The 15,966-nt window shown below is 39.8% G+C and carries 8 protein-coding genes; 5 read left to right on the plus strand and 3 right to left on the minus strand.

Annotation, left to right across the window (positions count from 1 at the left end; genetic code table 11):
• Positions 1-63: 63 nt before the first annotated feature.
• The 4 genes from B2906_RS18530 to B2906_RS18545 are packed head-to-tail and all read left to right on the plus strand — an operon-like array spanning position 64 to position 7,726.
• Positions 64-4,602: a translocation/assembly module TamB domain-containing protein gene (locus B2906_RS18530; RefSeq protein ID WP_219956529.1), complete on the plus strand. Its 4,539-nt coding sequence runs from the start codon at positions 64-66 to the stop codon at positions 4,600-4,602.
• A 41-nt stretch (positions 4,603-4,643) separates the two neighbouring features.
• Positions 4,644-5,942, plus strand: coding sequence for a cryptochrome/photolyase family protein (locus B2906_RS18535; RefSeq protein ID WP_219956530.1), 1,299 nt, complete (start codon positions 4,644-4,646; stop codon positions 5,940-5,942).
• On the plus strand, positions 5,939-6,889 hold the full coding sequence (locus tag B2906_RS18540; RefSeq protein ID WP_219956531.1) for a Smr/MutS family protein: 951 nt from the start codon (positions 5,939-5,941) through the stop codon (positions 6,887-6,889). The genes B2906_RS18535 and B2906_RS18540 overlap by 4 nt, the downstream gene beginning before the upstream one ends.
• Positions 6,890-6,892: 3 nt before the next feature.
• Positions 6,893-7,726, plus strand: a complete 834-nt coding sequence (locus B2906_RS18545) for a hypothetical protein (protein ID WP_219956532.1) — start codon at positions 6,893-6,895, stop codon at positions 7,724-7,726.
• On the opposite strand, the gene B2906_RS18550 is transcribed toward B2906_RS18545, so the two are convergent.
• Positions 7,727-8,872 (minus strand): cystathionine gamma-synthase, encoded by a 1,146-nt coding sequence (locus tag B2906_RS18550; protein ID WP_219956533.1) that lies wholly within the window; start codon positions 8,870-8,872, stop codon positions 7,727-7,729. It lies immediately after the preceding gene.
• A 232-nt stretch (positions 8,873-9,104) separates the two neighbouring features.
• Between B2906_RS18550 and B2906_RS18555 the strand changes: the two genes are divergently transcribed.
• Positions 9,105-9,800 (plus strand): TVP38/TMEM64 family protein, encoded by a 696-nt coding sequence (locus tag B2906_RS18555; protein WP_219956534.1) that lies wholly within the window; start codon positions 9,105-9,107, stop codon positions 9,798-9,800.
• Here B2906_RS18555 and B2906_RS18560 read toward each other — a convergent pair.
• Positions 9,797-14,818 (minus strand): C25 family cysteine peptidase, encoded by a 5,022-nt coding sequence (locus B2906_RS18560; protein ID WP_219956535.1) that lies wholly within the window; start codon positions 14,816-14,818, stop codon positions 9,797-9,799. The genes B2906_RS18555 and B2906_RS18560 overlap by 4 nt on opposite strands.
• On the minus strand, positions 14,806-15,867 hold the full coding sequence (locus tag B2906_RS18565; RefSeq protein ID WP_091649718.1) for a PorV/PorQ family protein: 1,062 nt from the start codon (positions 15,865-15,867) through the stop codon (positions 14,806-14,808). Before B2906_RS18565 ends, B2906_RS18560 begins: the two co-directional genes overlap by 13 nt.
• Positions 15,868-15,966 lie beyond the last annotated feature (99 nt).

Genomic DNA, 15,966 nt, shown 5'->3' on the forward strand with positions numbered 1-15,966 from the left:
GCGAAAGTTACGGATTTTTTATACAAAGCCTTTCGAATACTCCTTTGGGTAATCTTAATGCTGGTGATCAGTGTCCTAGCACTGGCTTTGCTTCTCCAGACTCCCGGGGTTCAAAATTGGGCTGTCGATAAAGTAACAGGATATCTCAATAAAAATTCCCAATTCACCACCAATATTGGAAGGATCGATCTCAATTGGTGGGATGCCTTGGAAATTACTGGTTTGGAAGTAAAAGACCATCGAGACAGCATCATGCTGTCTGCTGATCGTTCATTTATTGATTTTCAACTAAAATCTCTACTTCCTCCAAACAATCCCTCTTTGGATGAGGTGAGATTGGAAAGAGCTACAGTACAATTCTTTACCCATGAGGGAGACTCATCCATGAATATTAATTTATGGCTCAGAGAATTAAATGAACTCTTCGGATCAGGTAAAAGCGGAGGATCTACCAAGTTCGGAATTGGTCAAATTGACCTAAGGAACTCCAGGTTTTCATTGGTCAATTACAACTTACCAGTCATAGAAAAAGGACTGGACTATAACCACATGCGCTTCGCTGATATTGCCATCAGTGCCTCTAAATTTTATGTGGATGGAGATGAAATTGGAGTTAATATAGGTCTTCTAACCGGTGTAGAGCAGGGCTCAGGATTGACGATCAAAGAATTGCAAACTCAACTCACATATTCTTCCGAATTTCTTGAGTTTGATAAATTAAATCTGATTACCAACCAAAGTCATATCAAGGATTTTTTAAGATTCGAATATGCTAGTCCAAGTTCTTTCTCAGATTTCATCAATAAGGTGGTGGTCATTACCCGAATGAAAGAAACAGTACTCAGTCTGGAAGATTTGCGTTTCTTTGCTCCCACACTTCCAGATATTGAGGATGCCATCATCCTGACAGGAGAGGTACAAGGACCTGTTTCAGATATAAGATCCGAGGAATTCCTCCTAAGATTAGGAAAGAAAACGGAAATATTTGGTTCATTCCAATTGGACGGCCTCCCCAATTTTGAGGAAACCTATATCAATCTTTCTCTTCAAAACTCCACCATAGAAGCTAATGATTTAGGCCCCTATTTAAGTGCTGAAATTGAGAAAGAGATTCGCAAATTTAAAACGATAAGACTCAGTGCTGATTTTGCAGGTTTGCCAAGCAGATTCACTACAGATGGACTATTTCGTACTGGCATAGGCGAATTAAACGGGCGTGTCAATTATGATCAAAAAGACGGTGTAAACTCGATAGTCTCAAAAGTTTCCATCAAAAATCTGGATCTGGGTGTCTTGGCTGAAAATCCAGAATTGCTGCAAAAAATCAGCTTAGAAGGAAATGTGAACCTAAAGGGTAAAAGCAAAGAGGATATCTTGATCGGCTTGGATGCCGTGATTTCAAAATTGGGAATTAATGGATACACCTATTCCAATATTCGAACAGATGCGAATTATGGATTGGACCTTTTTGAGGGAAACTTATCCATATCCGATCCAAATTTGAAACTGAAAGCTTCAGGAACCATCAACCTGAGAGATACCTCTGAGGCTATCAATATCCGAATGCAACTAGACACCGCCAATTTGGACCAGATGCGTTTTGCAGATGTAGCAACTTCCTTATCCGGAGATTTTGAAATTGATACCAGAGGAATCAATATTGATGTTTTGACGGGAATCATGCGCTTTAAAGATATTGCTATAGGGTATGATGGCAGATCTCTGGAATTAGGCGACTTTTTCTTTCAATCCTTATTTGCGGGAGGTACGCGAACCATGTCCCTCAACTCAGATTACATTGTGGCTGGTGCTTCTGGAAGATTTGAATTGGAGCAAATGGCAAAAGATTTACCGGTCCTTTTTAACCAATATTTAGCTATACTTTTCAAGCAAAAGCCTCCCGTTGCAGATATTGAAGAATACTTCAACAAGGAGTATAAACTGGATTTGAATATTCGTTTAATCGATATTAATCCCCTTTTAAAACTCTTTCAGCCGGACTACAGAATCTCCAAAAATACGCTGATTGAAGGAGCGTTTTATCAAACACAGGAGAATACGATTTTCAACTTTTTTACCAGTATTGACACGATTCAATACAAAAACAACATAGCCAGAAATGTCAATATTGACTTCAATACATCCAAACTTATCAATAGCGAGGATGTATTGGCTTCCTTCTACGTTTTTTCTAAATCCCAGAAAATTGGGCAGTCTCTAGATTTCAGCAATTTTGGATTCGAGGCAATTTGGAGTAATGAAGCTTTGAATTTGGACTTTGCCTTAGATCAGGACTCAACCCGGAGCAAGGCTAGAATCAAAGCCTTGGCTCAATTTACTCCTACCCAGACAAGTATCAATTTTGAACCATCTCAGCTAATAGTGCTGGATAGTGAATGGAAATTTGACCCCAATAATGAGATCAGGATTGAATCAGAAAAAATCGCTTTTGATAATGTAAGGATACAGTCTGGAAATCAAGAAATAGATTTGGAAGGTATATTCAGCTCAAATCCTGAAGATGAATTTTATCTAACTATCTCAAATGTAAATGCCAATATCCTCAACACCTTAACTCCCCAAGCTTACGAAGGAGCCATCAATGGATCGGTTACTATCTCTGCGAGTGAGGAATTTGATAGGACTTTGAAAGCCCAAATTGAAATTGATTCTTTAAGCATCAATGAAATTATTGTAGGTGATTTTGTAGCCAGTGCAGATCTGCAGCAGAATATTCTCAATCTTACTTTGGAAAATTACTTAAGTAAGAAAAAATCAATTCAAATGAGTGGTACTGTTGATCTGGACTCTCAAGAGTTTGATTTGGCGGGGGAATTACGAAATGCTGAATTAGCGATTTTCGAACCCTTCTTATCCAATTATTTATCCAATATGGGTGGGACAGTTTCGGGAGATATCCAATTAACCGGAAACGTCACCAAACCTAGGCTTTTGGGGCAGGGAAGAATTAATCAGGGCAAACTACGTGTAAATTATCTAAACGCTCTTTATCAACTGGATGGAAGCATCATTTTCGAACCGGGAGAAGTGAGCTTTGATCGTTTGGTGGCAAGGGATGTGAATGGCAACACTGCCAATCTAAACGGAGGTCTTAAATACCAAAGCCTCAATAATATCACGCTGGACATCAATGCCAGACTCAATAATTTCCAAGTATTGAATACTACTTCACGAGATAATGAGGTGTTTTATGGAACAGCCTATGTGAGCGGTACCATAGATATTCTGGGTTCAACTTCCAATCTGGATATCAATGCGAGAGCGACTAGTCAACCCAATACACGAATTTTCATTCCTTTGACCAGTAGCAATGAGCAAGTGAGTGAAGAGTATATCCACATTATCAATATTCGGGATACTGTAAGAATGCAGGGTTTATCCGATGACATTAATAGACTGAATATAGAAAATGTCCGAATGAATTTTGTGCTGGATGTAACTCCTGATGCTTACACCGAAATCATCATTGACCCAAGAACGGAAGAAAAAATCTCCGGTAGAGGAAGAGGACTTCTAACCATGAATATTGATACACAGGGAAATTTCTCTTTGAGTGGAAGTTATGAAATCACCGAAGCGACCTATAATTTCTCCCTTTACAATGTTTTGAAAAAAGAGTTTACCGTAGAACCTGGCGGAAGAATCACTTGGTATGGAGATCCATATGAAGGCGTCATGAACCTTAAAGCAAAATATACCGAGACTGTGTCTATAGCTCCTCTACTGGCTAGAAACTCCCTGCAGGATCAGCAAAGCACGAGCAATAGAAGATTTCCGGTAGAAGTAATCATGAATCTAAATGGAGAGCTCCTTTCACCGGATATCAATTTTGGGTTTGACTTCTCCCAGTTCCCTAACACGGGAGACGTACAAACAGCAATTTCATCTTTTCAGTCTAGGATCAACAACGATGAGCAGGAGATGAACCGTCAGGTTTTCTCTGTGATTATGACCCGTTCTTTCTCTCCTGAAGGCCAGTTTGCAGGGGTTAATTCATTCTCCAATAGCTTGGGACAATTACTTTCCTCCCAACTCAACTCATTCTTGGGTCAGGTAGACAAAAATTTGGAAGTCAATTTTGATTTGGCATCCTTAGATCAAAATGCGCTGGAAACTTTCCAATTGAGCGTTGCCTATACTTTCCTCGATGGAAGACTTCGGGTATCTCGAGACGGCGGATTTACGGACAATACAGGAAACGCAGATGCTGCTTCCATTATTGGAGATTGGCAAGCTGAGTACTTATTGACAGATGATGGGGTCTATAGAATCAGAATTTTCAACCGGAATAATTTCAACACCTTTACCTCACTGTCCCTTTCCAAGAATGTGAATACTTATGGTGTTTCAATTTCCCAAAACGTCTCCTTCAACTCCTTCTCTGAATTATTTCAAAAAATCACCCGAAAAAAGCAGAAAGCAGATCCCTTATATGAAGATTCTGACAATTATTTGAGATATAATCAAGATTCGGAGGAAAACTGGAAACCCATCAATTTAGACAATATTGAAGAGCGACTTGATTCTTTGAAAGAAGACAGAACCAGGCAATATTTCAGAAAAGAAGAGGAGGATCAATAAACAATTTCCCCTCAGACTTACTTTTCTAAAAAAGTACATCCATGCAAAAAATCACAATTTTCTGGTTTCGTAGAGACCTGAGACTCGAAGACAATACGGGCTTGTATTATGCTTTGCAGCAGGAAGAAAATGTATTGCCCCTTTTCATTTTTGACAGCAATATTTTAGACAAGCTGGAAGATAAACAAGATGCCCGGGTTCAGTTTATCCATGAGCAAATCACCTTAATTCAAGATGAATTAAAGGACAAAGGAAGCTCCATTTTGGTAAAACATGGGAAGCCATTAGAGGTCTATCAAGAGCTTTGCAAAGAATATTCGATTTCCTCTGTGTATACCAATCGAGATTATGAACCTTATGCTAAGGAACGCGATCAGGAGGTGGAGAAATTTTTGAAGGAAAAAGACATTGAATTTTACACATTCAAGGATCAAATGATCTTTGAACCCGGGGAGGTGTTAAATGGATCGGGAGAGTTTTATAAAGTCTTTACTCCTTACAGCAAAGTTTGGCTGGAGGAATTCAAAAAACAGAAAATAGAGCCTCTCTCCTATTTTCACTGGAAAAATCTCTATGAAACAAAACCGTTTTCACTTCCGAGTTTGGAAGATATTGGATTTGAAAAAACTGATATCCCAATTCCTTCCAATACAGTTGATAAGGATTTGATTTCTGAATACGACAAAACCCGAAACTATCCTGCAAAAGATGGTACTAGTAGATTGGGAATTCATCTTCGTTTTGGGACTATTTCCATTCGAAAGCTGGCTTTGGATGCTGCAAAGCTAAATGACACCTATCTCAATGAATTGATTTGGAGAGAGTTTTATATGACTATTTTGGCCTATAATCCTCAGGTAGTTGATAAAGCATTCAAACCCGCTTATGATCAAATTCCGTGGAGAAATAACGAGGAAGAATTTAAGGCCTGGTGTGAGGGGAAAACTGGATATCCTATTGTCGATGCCGGAATGAGGGAATTGAATCAAACAGGCTACATGCACAATAGGGTACGAATGATTGTGGCATCTTTCCTGACCAAACATTTGTTGATTGACTGGAGATGGGGTGAGGCTTACTTTGCTGCCAAATTATTGGATTATGAATTGGCCTCTAATAATGGGGGCTGGCAATGGGCTGCAGGAACCGGAACAGATGCACAGCCTTATTTCAGGGTATTCAACCCAGAGTCGCAAACTGAAAAGTTTGATAAAGATTTGAAGTATATTAAAGAATGGGTACCGGAATTTGGAACTGATAAGTATCCAAAACCGATTGTAGACCATAAATTTGCCAGGCAAAGAGCACTGGACACTTATAAAAAAGCATTGGATCAATGAATATCGGAGACCGAGTAAGATTACTACATGGCAAAGAAGAAGGGATAATCAGAAAAATATCCTCAAGTGGGAGAATAGAGGTTGAAATTGAGGATGGTTTTGTAATTCCCGCCATGAAATCTGAAGCGGTCGTCATTTCTGAAGTAGAAAAATCCTATTTTGGTGAGAGTAAAGTTCAGGAAGATTTTTCGGAAATACCTCAGGCTATTTCCGCTCCCAAAGATCAGGGAATTTATTTAGCATTTGTTCCTGTCAATGATCAAAACCTCAGCTTATATCTGATCAATGATTCGAAGCAAGATTATTTGGTTCATGTGTCTGAGGTATTCGGTAATAATCAGAGAACTCTTTTGGCAGAACAAGTTAAACCTGGGATTGCCAAAAAATTTGACGATAGACTGTTGAAAGAAATGGACGAATGGCCGGCATTTTTGCTGCGTTTTATTCCTATTCAACAAAAACTGGAAAAAGGAATTCCTCCTTTTGAAAGGCAGTTAAAAATCAAGCCAACCCAATTTTTCAAGCATTTAAGTACAGCTCCTTTTTTGAATAAATCCGCTTATTTATTCCACTTGGAACAGACTACCAAAGAACTGGATATTCGTTCCTTGAACTACGAGTTGGAGCAGCTTAATCCCAAGCCGGAGGAAAAACCAGTAACGAAGCCTGCAAGAAGCATTGACCTTCATATTGAAGAGCTGGTGGAAGATCATCATTCCATGAGTAATTCTGAGAAATTACGGATTCAGCTAGAAACATTCGAAAGGAAATTGGATCAAGCTATTCAATCCGGAATGGATGAAATCACCTTTATTCATGGAATAGGAAATGGGGTCTTGAGAAAAGAAATTCATAAGCGATTGAGTCAATTGGGAAATATTAAGTACTTTCAAGACACACAGAAAGATCAGTGGGGTTACGGAGCAACTTTAGTACGAATTTCCTAATTCATGCAGGTGAAAATCTCTCCTATTTTCCAGGCTTTTGAGCAGCAACATGCCGAGGCTAAGGAGCTATTTCTGACGCTTGGAAAACAAATTAAGTCCAAGAAAGCCATAGAACTTTACGGGAAATTAAGTTTTCTGGAAGTGTATGGGGATCTTTTGGCTAAAATCCATTTTGAAAAGGAAAGCCTGCAGTTCGATTTTTTCGCACCCTTCAGCAAGCTTCAAAAGAACCTGAGAAAAATCAATCATTTAAAGCTGGTTGAAAAAGGATTAAGGCAAAGAGAATTGAATCAGGATCTGACCTATAATTCTTATTCTACATTTGTTGACAAGCACAAAAAGGGACTTTATTCCGAAACCTTTGATATGGTAGTTGGCAGTTCCCTGAAAGTCTGGGATGAGTTTTTGGCAAAATCTCAAGAAGCCAGTAAACAAATCAAGCCTTTGACCATCAATACTGCTATCAATCAGTTAATTGAGGAAGAGTTGGAGTTTTTCCACATCAATCAAAGACAAAGACTGGACAGCAAGGCCTTGAAAGATCTTTTTGAAGGCTTGAGAAAAATTATCATGCTGGAGAATCTATTACTGTATTTGGGCTTCAATTCCATTTTTATAGACAGTATTCATGCAGAGATGGAAGGATTGAAAGAAAATCTCAAACCCTGGTATGCCAACCACTTGGAGTTACAATCCCTGACTCATTTTCTTTCAGATAAAGAAGATGTGTCTAAAAAATACATCGCATGGGTGAAAGACCTCCACGCAGAAAAAAAGAGCCTGACTTCCAAAGTTGAAAAGCAGGCTCAAAGCTTGTTTCAGAAAATTTTAGCTTAATCAGATTCTTGACAAGGCAAAAGCCAAATCATTTTTCAGATCTTCAGCATCTTCAATTCCCACACTTAAACGAATTAAAGAATCCACCAATCCTACTTTTTCTCTTTCCTCTTTAGGAATGCTGGCATGGGTCATGGTTGCAGGATGACCACATAAAGACTCTACTCCTCCCAGTGATTCTGCTAGAGAAAAAAGCTTGAAGCTTTCCATCACTTTTCTGGCGTCTTCCAGTTTATTGCCCTTAAGTGAAAATGAAATCATACCTCCAAAATCTCTCATTTGACTTTTTGCGATATCATGATTAGGATGATCTTCAAATCCAGGCCAATATACTTTTTCTACTTTCGGATGATTTTTTAAATAAGCTGCGATAGTTTTTCCATTTTGAGAATGTCGCTCCATTCTGATATGCAAGGTTTTGATTCCTCTCAATACCAGAAAACAATCTTGAGGTCCAGGAACGGCACCACATGCATTTTGGATAAAAATTAATCTCTGAGCTAATTCATCCTCATTCACCACTAAGGCTCCCATCACTACATCAGAGTGACCTCCCAAGTATTTGGTAACGGAATGCATTACGATATCAGCTCCCAAGTCCAGTGGGTTTTGCAAAAACGGGGAAGCGAAAGTATTATCCACACCCAATAACAAATTATTCCCTTTAGCCAACTTAGACAGTGCTCTCAAATCCACAATATTCATCATGGGATTGGTAGGAGTCTCAGCCCAAATCATTTTGGTATTCTCATTGATTTTTTCGGCAACCAAATCAACATTTGTCATGGGTACAAAGTGAAATTTGATCCCATACTTTTCATAAACCTTGGTAAACAAGCGGTAAGTACCACCATACAAATCACTGGTACTGATAATTTCATCCCCTGGATTAAACAGCTTGATTACAGCATCTATTGCCCCTAAGCCGGAAGAAAAACAAATTCCATGTTTTCCATTTTCCAAGGCCGCTAAATTATTTTGAAGGGCTGTTCGCGTAGGATTATGTGTACGAGAATACTCATATCCCTGATGATCGCCGGGAGACCGCTGCACATAGGTAGAGGTCTGATAAATAGGAGTCATTATAGCACCGGTAGAGGGATCAGGCTCCACACCGGAATGAATGGCTTTGGTACCGAATTTCATATGATTATAATTTGTTCTTTAATGGCCATATGGAATCCCTGCTTGCGGCAGGCAGGTCGCACAGTTTCCCCGATACATGGGGTCATCCCTGTGTGTGTCATTCTCGTCGTGCTGGATTTCATTAGATTATTTTTATTCGTTGATACAATATCCGAACAGGCTTAGGCTTTAATAAATTCCTTCCTGTATACTTGTACTGATGTGAGATAACTCTCATTAAGGGTAACCAAATATGACAAAAAAGGGCAGTATTTTCAACTTCTTTCCCGATTACCTAAAAATTTATCCTTTAGCAACTTTAAGCTGGTTATGGGTGGTAGTTTGTCCTGCTTTGGGCAGCGCATGGATCCTAAAAAATTACCAACTGCTGCTAACCTTTGATTCCCTTTCCTGGATTGGTTATTTCTTCTTTATCTTGATTGCAAGTTTGGTAATGGGACTGGCTCTTTTACCTACTACTCTAAGTGCTGTTATTAGCGGTTTCCTATTGGGCTGGACTGGATTACCCGCCATTATCCTCGCATATTCCATGGCGAATGTCATTGGGTATTATCTAGGCAAACTATTTAACTCCGGTCTCATGGAGCTATTGGAGGCCAAAAACCCTAAATTCTTATACGAATTAGAAAAAAGGAAAAGCAATGAGGGCAAATTGATTTTCTTCATTCGAATCAGTCCTGTGATTCCATTCGCCATTTCTAATTTCCTATTTGCCTCCCTTCAGGTTCCCCTTCGCAAAGTGTTGATTTATGGGATTCCAGGAATGCTTCCAAGGACCATCTTGGCCTTTTTGGCAGGAATTTTAGCCAATGACTTCTTAGGAGCGAGAGAAAAGCTGAATGATCCCATTCAAATAGGCTTTGTCCTCGTTTTTCTCCTAATCAGTATTTGGGGAATTTGGGTGAATTGGAAAAAATCTAAAGCCTAACGTAGCAAGTACATTTTGCCATAACCCTTGGTAAATCCACGATCACCAGCAGTAGGTCTGTGCTCCATGAATTGTCCATTTTTTCGGATCAAAACCCTATAAATGTACACGCCATTGGCTAATTGATCTCCAAATTCATCTTTCCCATCCCATGCGTATTCGGTAATATTATTCCCGATTCGGATGGGCCCTAACTCATCCTGCAAAATCTCCCTGACTACCTTTCCGGTCACAGTCATGATTTGAATTTTGATTTGATCCGGAACTTCCGAACCAGTCACAGTAAACACAAACCGGACACTGGTACTGAATGGATTTGGATAAGGATAGAAGTTTGAAATCTGTGACTCATTGACCACTTCAAAAGTAACCTCATAAGGCATAGGTGAGTCCTGATTCTGAACTTTGAGGGTATAGACTCCATCTTCTAAAGGACCTGGTTGGAAGGAAACTCTAAAGTCGTTTTCATCACTAGCTGGAGTCCAAGTCAAGTTAGGATTGGAGAAATTTATTCTGGCAAAATCACAGGTATCACAGTTCTTTTTCAGGAAAATATCCAGTCCCACCGTGTCTGTTTTATGCAAAAACGATTGGTCGTTTTTCAATATCGCATTGATCAAAACAGTCGGAGATACTATGTCCCCATCCATGATATATATCCCGTCAAAATTCACATCCAACAAGGACTGAGAATCATCTTCCTGAACAACAAAGTATGTTCCCACCTCGATTTGATTGTTTCTATAAGTTTGTTCTCGAAGAATTCTAGGATTGGCAAAAATCTCCAAAGTATTCTCCCCACCTTTTCCTATAGAGTTGAATTCTATGGTATGAGTAAAACTTTCTCCTGCCTTCAAAGCGGCAAACTTTTTGGAAAAGGATTCAACCTTTCTGGATTTTAGATTGGTCAGCTTCCAGTCAACTTGAATGGAATCCGGGAAGTCGTGAATAGAGACGTTTTTAAACTCGAAGTTAAAACTACCTGATTCTCCTTCTCTAAGATTTACTCGATCTTGGTTGTTTTTTAAGATTAGCGCTCCTTCAGGTACGCCCTGATAATTCACCTGCCATCTTTTTAGGTCGGCTGGAGCAGTTGAATTTGGATCATTCATCTCATACCGCAAGCGCAAATATGGATAAGACTGGGAATTGATAAATGAAAGATCTAATTGGGAGGAATTCTCATTGCTGATTAACACCTCTTCTTCGCCGTTTTCTTTAACTCCCAAAATATCAAAATAGGTCTTTTCCTGCTCATTGATCCAAGGTCTATCCTTCACTGCCTGGAAAAAGTTTTCCCATGAACTGGCAGGTCCAATTCTAGGTGTGAAAATATAGCCTTCCGTCAGATAGCCTTTCAGCTGAGATTTGAAAGAAAGAGTCTGCTTATTGGATGGCACTTCCATATTTGGATTCCCTACTATTTCCAAAGCTTCCCCTGGTTTCATCCCCTTTCTTCCATAAAGGATATAAGGATCACCAGTCTTGAGGGCACGAAGTGTAGCTTCACTTGCACCGAATTGCTTGATCAATTGATAAGCCTCCTCCGGCCAACTATCAAATGTTACATTACCAACGGAGAAAATGATGACGAAATCTCCCTGCTCCACATTATTGGTAAACTCTCTTAAAATAGTTTGCCCAGGTGAGGTAATCCAGGCATTTTGAATACTTTGAATCAATTGAGGTGGTCTTCCACAAGAGCGACCGTCCAAAATATCAAATCCAGGAACTGGTATAGGCAGGTATGGTTGAAGTGTTTTTTGCTGGAAGGTCACTAAGCCGAGGGATCCATTCGGGCAAAGTCGACTATTTGCATTATTGACGTTATCAATAATCTGAGGAACGTTATTCAGATAAAACTGAGTATTTCTAAAAGATAGAGTATCAACTGCAGAACCAACTGTAAATACTTCTACTCCAAGATTTACATCCTTGTAAACCAATTTTCTTTCAGCTTCATCGATGTTTAGATTACTCAACTGGTTTTCTGCGATTTGCTGGAAGGTTCTTTGCGTCCAGCCTTCTGGCCCATTTGGAATAAAGGAAAAGCTGGAGCTGCTCCAAGAATCGGTTTCTCCCGGTCGTGGCTCTTGGAATTTTGTTCTCCAAAAATAAGTGACTGAATCAGTACCCGGCAAAAGGTCAACTTTCCAAGTTGCCAAACCTTTAGAACTCAATCTAATCTCTTTGCGGTAAGCTGAGTTGAAATTGGAAGTCGTATCCATTTGCATGATTACGGTCCGGTCGGTAGGATTATTACCAGGCAACTGTGTGATTAAATCAATGGATTTTTGATTGACAATCCCATATTCCAGAGGGTATAGATTGAGGGTTCCACTCAAAGGAACAAATTGAGAAATGGAAATCTGATTATTGGAAAAAGACATTTCCTCCACTTCTCTGGAAGGATTAATTTCTAAGATAATTGTGTTTTCTCCAGCTGATGCAACCCCTATGTTAGGAATAGAAAAGGAAAGACTATCCACCCTACTGACAGCTGAAGTTTTTACTATTGGATAGGTAATTTCTTCTCCGGAGGGAAGTCTTCTTCGAACTTGATAAGAAATGGAATCGAAACCAACGATTCCTATATTTCTTAATACAAAATTCAATTTCAGACTATCTGAAAGAGCTGAGATGGGATCATCGTCAAAACTTTCAATCCTAGCTTCAGATTCTGTGACAAAATAATCAGGTTTATCCGCCGGAAATAAGCGCACTGCTGGATCTCCCATTAGAATCATTTGTTCCATGTGAGAATAGTTTAGCGGAGCTGTACCGTACCTGCTCACAAAAAACCTTTCCGCCTCCATTTTTATTTCTCCTACAGAACGGTAGATCTTGGTACTGTCGGCAAAGGCATTCAAATAAAAGGCATCAGAATACCTTCTTAAATACACATCTACCCCAATGGCTGAATTCGCCATGATATTAGAAGCTCCTTTATTAGGAGTGATGACCCAATCTTCACCCTGAGTATAATTGGTGCCAAAGGCGCTACCGTAATCACAGCCATTAAACAGCATTACAGGATATTTTCCTTTATTCTGATAATTGATTGTTGGGTCAGAAGCGAAACCGATATCAATATCCAAAATAGTCGGAGATCCATGTCCAAAGAAAGTCACCAAAGACCTTCCCTCATTCAAATCTCCTGTGATATCTATAACCTCTACCACACTATTGGATCGCTTTCTATAAGTGGTCACATTTCCTCCTAGAAATGGTCCTTCAGCAATTCCTTTAAACCCGTTCAAAAAATTAAAATATCGGTTCAATTCGAACTCAGAGACCCCTCCACCCAAATGAAGGATTTCTTTTTGCCATGGAGCCTCCAAGCCCAGCAAGTCCTTTTCAATCGCTTTATAAAAATAATCTTCCAGCTGTTGAGAGTCCTTCGCAGGTATTCTCCCAATTGCCATGGCCGGTAGCTCAGGGTTAGCTGGATCTAAATTGAGTGTAAAGACCACATCAGAAAAAGGATAACCACCTACCGGCACTAAATCTTGCTGAGTAAACACTGCCGGATTATTTCGATAGAAATAGGTAATACCACCCACACGAGCAGTACTGTAGATAGCCAAACCTCTTCCCGCCATCAAGATATGGGTAGGTTTATGTACAGGATAATAGGCCTTCAAAAATTCATAAAGTGCAATCGGAGATCTTTCACCATAACCAAATTGATCGTAGATATCCTCCATGATTAAGGTTAGGGTATCATAAGCACCGCCTTGAGGGGAAGCTCTATGTTCCGCATATGCTTTTAAGGGATTTTGAAAATTCTTGGAAGGTCTTTGTAAAGCTTTACTTCCTACCAAAATATAATCAGCGGCTTGGCCTAGGTAGTCTCTGAATTTGATAGGTTTTACCTCAGTTACTTTCTGGATTACATCTTCATTTTCAAGCCAGATTTTACTTTCTTTTCCTTCTACAGCAGCTTGTAAGCTCAGATTTCCTGAATTTTTCGATAAGGAAACCCGTACCGGATTAGAAGGATCTGATATTTCAACTGCCGCATAATTCCCGGCAATAGAAGAATATTGAATCTGTTGATTCCCTGCAGGATTGATTAGCAACTCTGATCCAAAATCACCAGTTCCTTTATTTTTGGAATAGCGGATTTTAGCATAAGTAATAGATATATTATCCGCAGCTTCAGGACCAATCGGAGTTACGGAAATTACGATACTCCCGTTGGCATTGAAATCCGTCATTCTGAGTGGAATTCTGGCAAAAACAGTATTAAAACCAGAAAAGTCCTGAACCCCAACCTGCCTCTGACTGGTCCCGCTAACTCCAGCCGTTATTCTGGCCCGATGAGCATTTGCCGATCTTCCTGTCAAACCAATTTCCAAATAAGGATCTCCTGATGATGCTGGGACGCCTAATTCCCCAAAAGGAACCTGGCGGGTAGCTCCTTTTGAAATCACTGAACTCATCCAGCCTTGACCCTGATCATAGCTAGAAAGGCGAAAGCCCAAGGTATAACTGATTCCAAGAGAATACTGATCGCTAAATACCTGAAGTCTTTCAGATTGATAAGACTGAATCTGTGGGGCAGTTGCTGCTGGAGTTCCCCTTACAGCCATTCGCTTACCTGGTGAATTAGCAACAGTCAAAAAGTAAGCGGTAGTATCGGTATGGGTATTAAAATACGGATTAGGGATAGGCTTGACGTCTCTATAAAGGATGGAGTCTAGCTTAGCATCATTTCTAATCCCATAAAAATCAATATAGTCTCCCTCATTGAGTCTTCCGTCCTGCTCACCTTCTATATAAATTGCCACTTCTTTTCCACGATGAAACATCCGAATATTTCGTGGGTCTGTGGTGCTAAGATTTATTCCTGCACTTTGAAGTGTTGCAGGGCTGATTCTGTAAATCCCATCCTTTGCAGTCGGAATCTTATAATAGACTTGATCATAGGAGTACCAGACACCCTGCTGCGCAAAAAGTCCCAATGCCAGGCAACTCAGGAGATATGTAAGGAACAGCTTTTTCAATAGGTCCATCCTTTAAATTTTCGAAAATCGTCCTTCATTTTTTCCAGGGAAACTTTTACGGAAAACACATGGGAATAAGGTGTCTCTGAAACATTTCCTATATCAGAAAGCGCATAGTCAATTTGGAATTTTTCACTCAGCAAAACTCCCAAACCTGCACTTGGCATCATACTCATAGACTTTTCGCCATCAAAATCTTTGATATACTGAAAGTTGCTGACACCCGCTCGCAAGAAGGCCAGCTTTTTATAGCCTAATTCCAAACCCATCTTTGGATCTATGCTCAAAAGAGAGGTAGAGATTAGCGTATTTCTCTGCCCATCAAAGGTCATATCCAAATCCACGGCAGTTAAGAGACTGAACTGTTTCCCAACTGCAAAACTATAGGTAAAGCTACTAATTGCTCGAGGCAAGGTAAGCTCGACTGAATTCACAGGAATCTCATTATTAGTCTGGGAGTAAATGTCTCTCACCAATTCCGCATTATGGGACCAGGCATTAAATGTCGTAGTGATATCCCTCAGCATTAAACCTAAAGTCAGGTTCTTTTTCACATACATTCCACCCAAATCCAAACCAAAGCCCCAGGCATTTGCGAATTTTCCTACATTTCTATGAATCACTTTTGCATTGGCGCCGACTTTGAAATGATCAGATAAATCCCTCGCATAAGTCAGGAGCAAAGCATAATCCGCCGCATTAAAAAACTGAATATTATTATAATTCAGCGCCCCATTAGCATCATAAAGAAATCGGGTATCAGGAATATCATCCACTCCAAACCTGATCAAAGAAATTGCTAATTGACTATCATTCTTGAGGGGTGTTGTGAAAGCCAGATAATCATATTGGGCAATTCCTGCAAAATATTCAGCATGCATGAGCATAGCCTCATATTGATGAGTGACACCCATCAATCCTGCGGGATTCCAATAAGCTGCTGTCACATCTCTAGTGGCAGACACTTGTGCTCCACCCATGCCCAATGCTCTGGCTCCTACTCCTATGTTCAAAAATTCATTGGAATATTTAGGGGTGAGGTCTTGGGAGAACGCCATTTCACTCTGACAACTGATTGCCAGAAGCAGGAAGAAAAAAATAAATTGAATAGTACTGTCTCCTTTCACAATCCCAAAATAACCAAATTCTTTTAGAAG

The organism is Algoriphagus sp. UBA3586 (assembly GCF_002376385.1).
Classification (GTDB): Bacteria; Bacteroidota; Bacteroidia; order Cytophagales; family Cyclobacteriaceae; genus Algoriphagus; species Algoriphagus ornithinivorans.

Bases quoted from the DNA above. Each gene is read 5' to 3' on its own strand.
- B2906_RS18535 (WP_219956530.1), top strand. From the start codon at position 4,644: ATGCAAAAAATCACAATTTTCTGGTTTCGTAGAGACCTGAGACTCGAA.
- B2906_RS18560 (WP_219956535.1), bottom strand. From the start codon at position 14,818: ATGGACCTATTGAAAAAGCTGTTCCTTACATATCTCCTGAGTTGCCTG.
- B2906_RS18565 (WP_091649718.1), bottom strand. From the start codon at position 15,867: ATGGCGTTCTCCCAAGACCTCACCCCTAAATATTCCAATGAATTTTTG.
- B2906_RS18550 (WP_219956533.1), bottom strand. From the start codon at position 8,872: ATGAAATTCGGTACCAAAGCCATTCATTCCGGTGTGGAGCCTGATCCC.
- B2906_RS18555 (WP_219956534.1), top strand. From the start codon at position 9,105: ATGACAAAAAAGGGCAGTATTTTCAACTTCTTTCCCGATTACCTAAAA.
- B2906_RS18545 (WP_219956532.1), top strand. From the start codon at position 6,893: ATGCAGGTGAAAATCTCTCCTATTTTCCAGGCTTTTGAGCAGCAACAT.
- B2906_RS18540 (WP_219956531.1), top strand. From the start codon at position 5,939: ATGAATATCGGAGACCGAGTAAGATTACTACATGGCAAAGAAGAAGGG.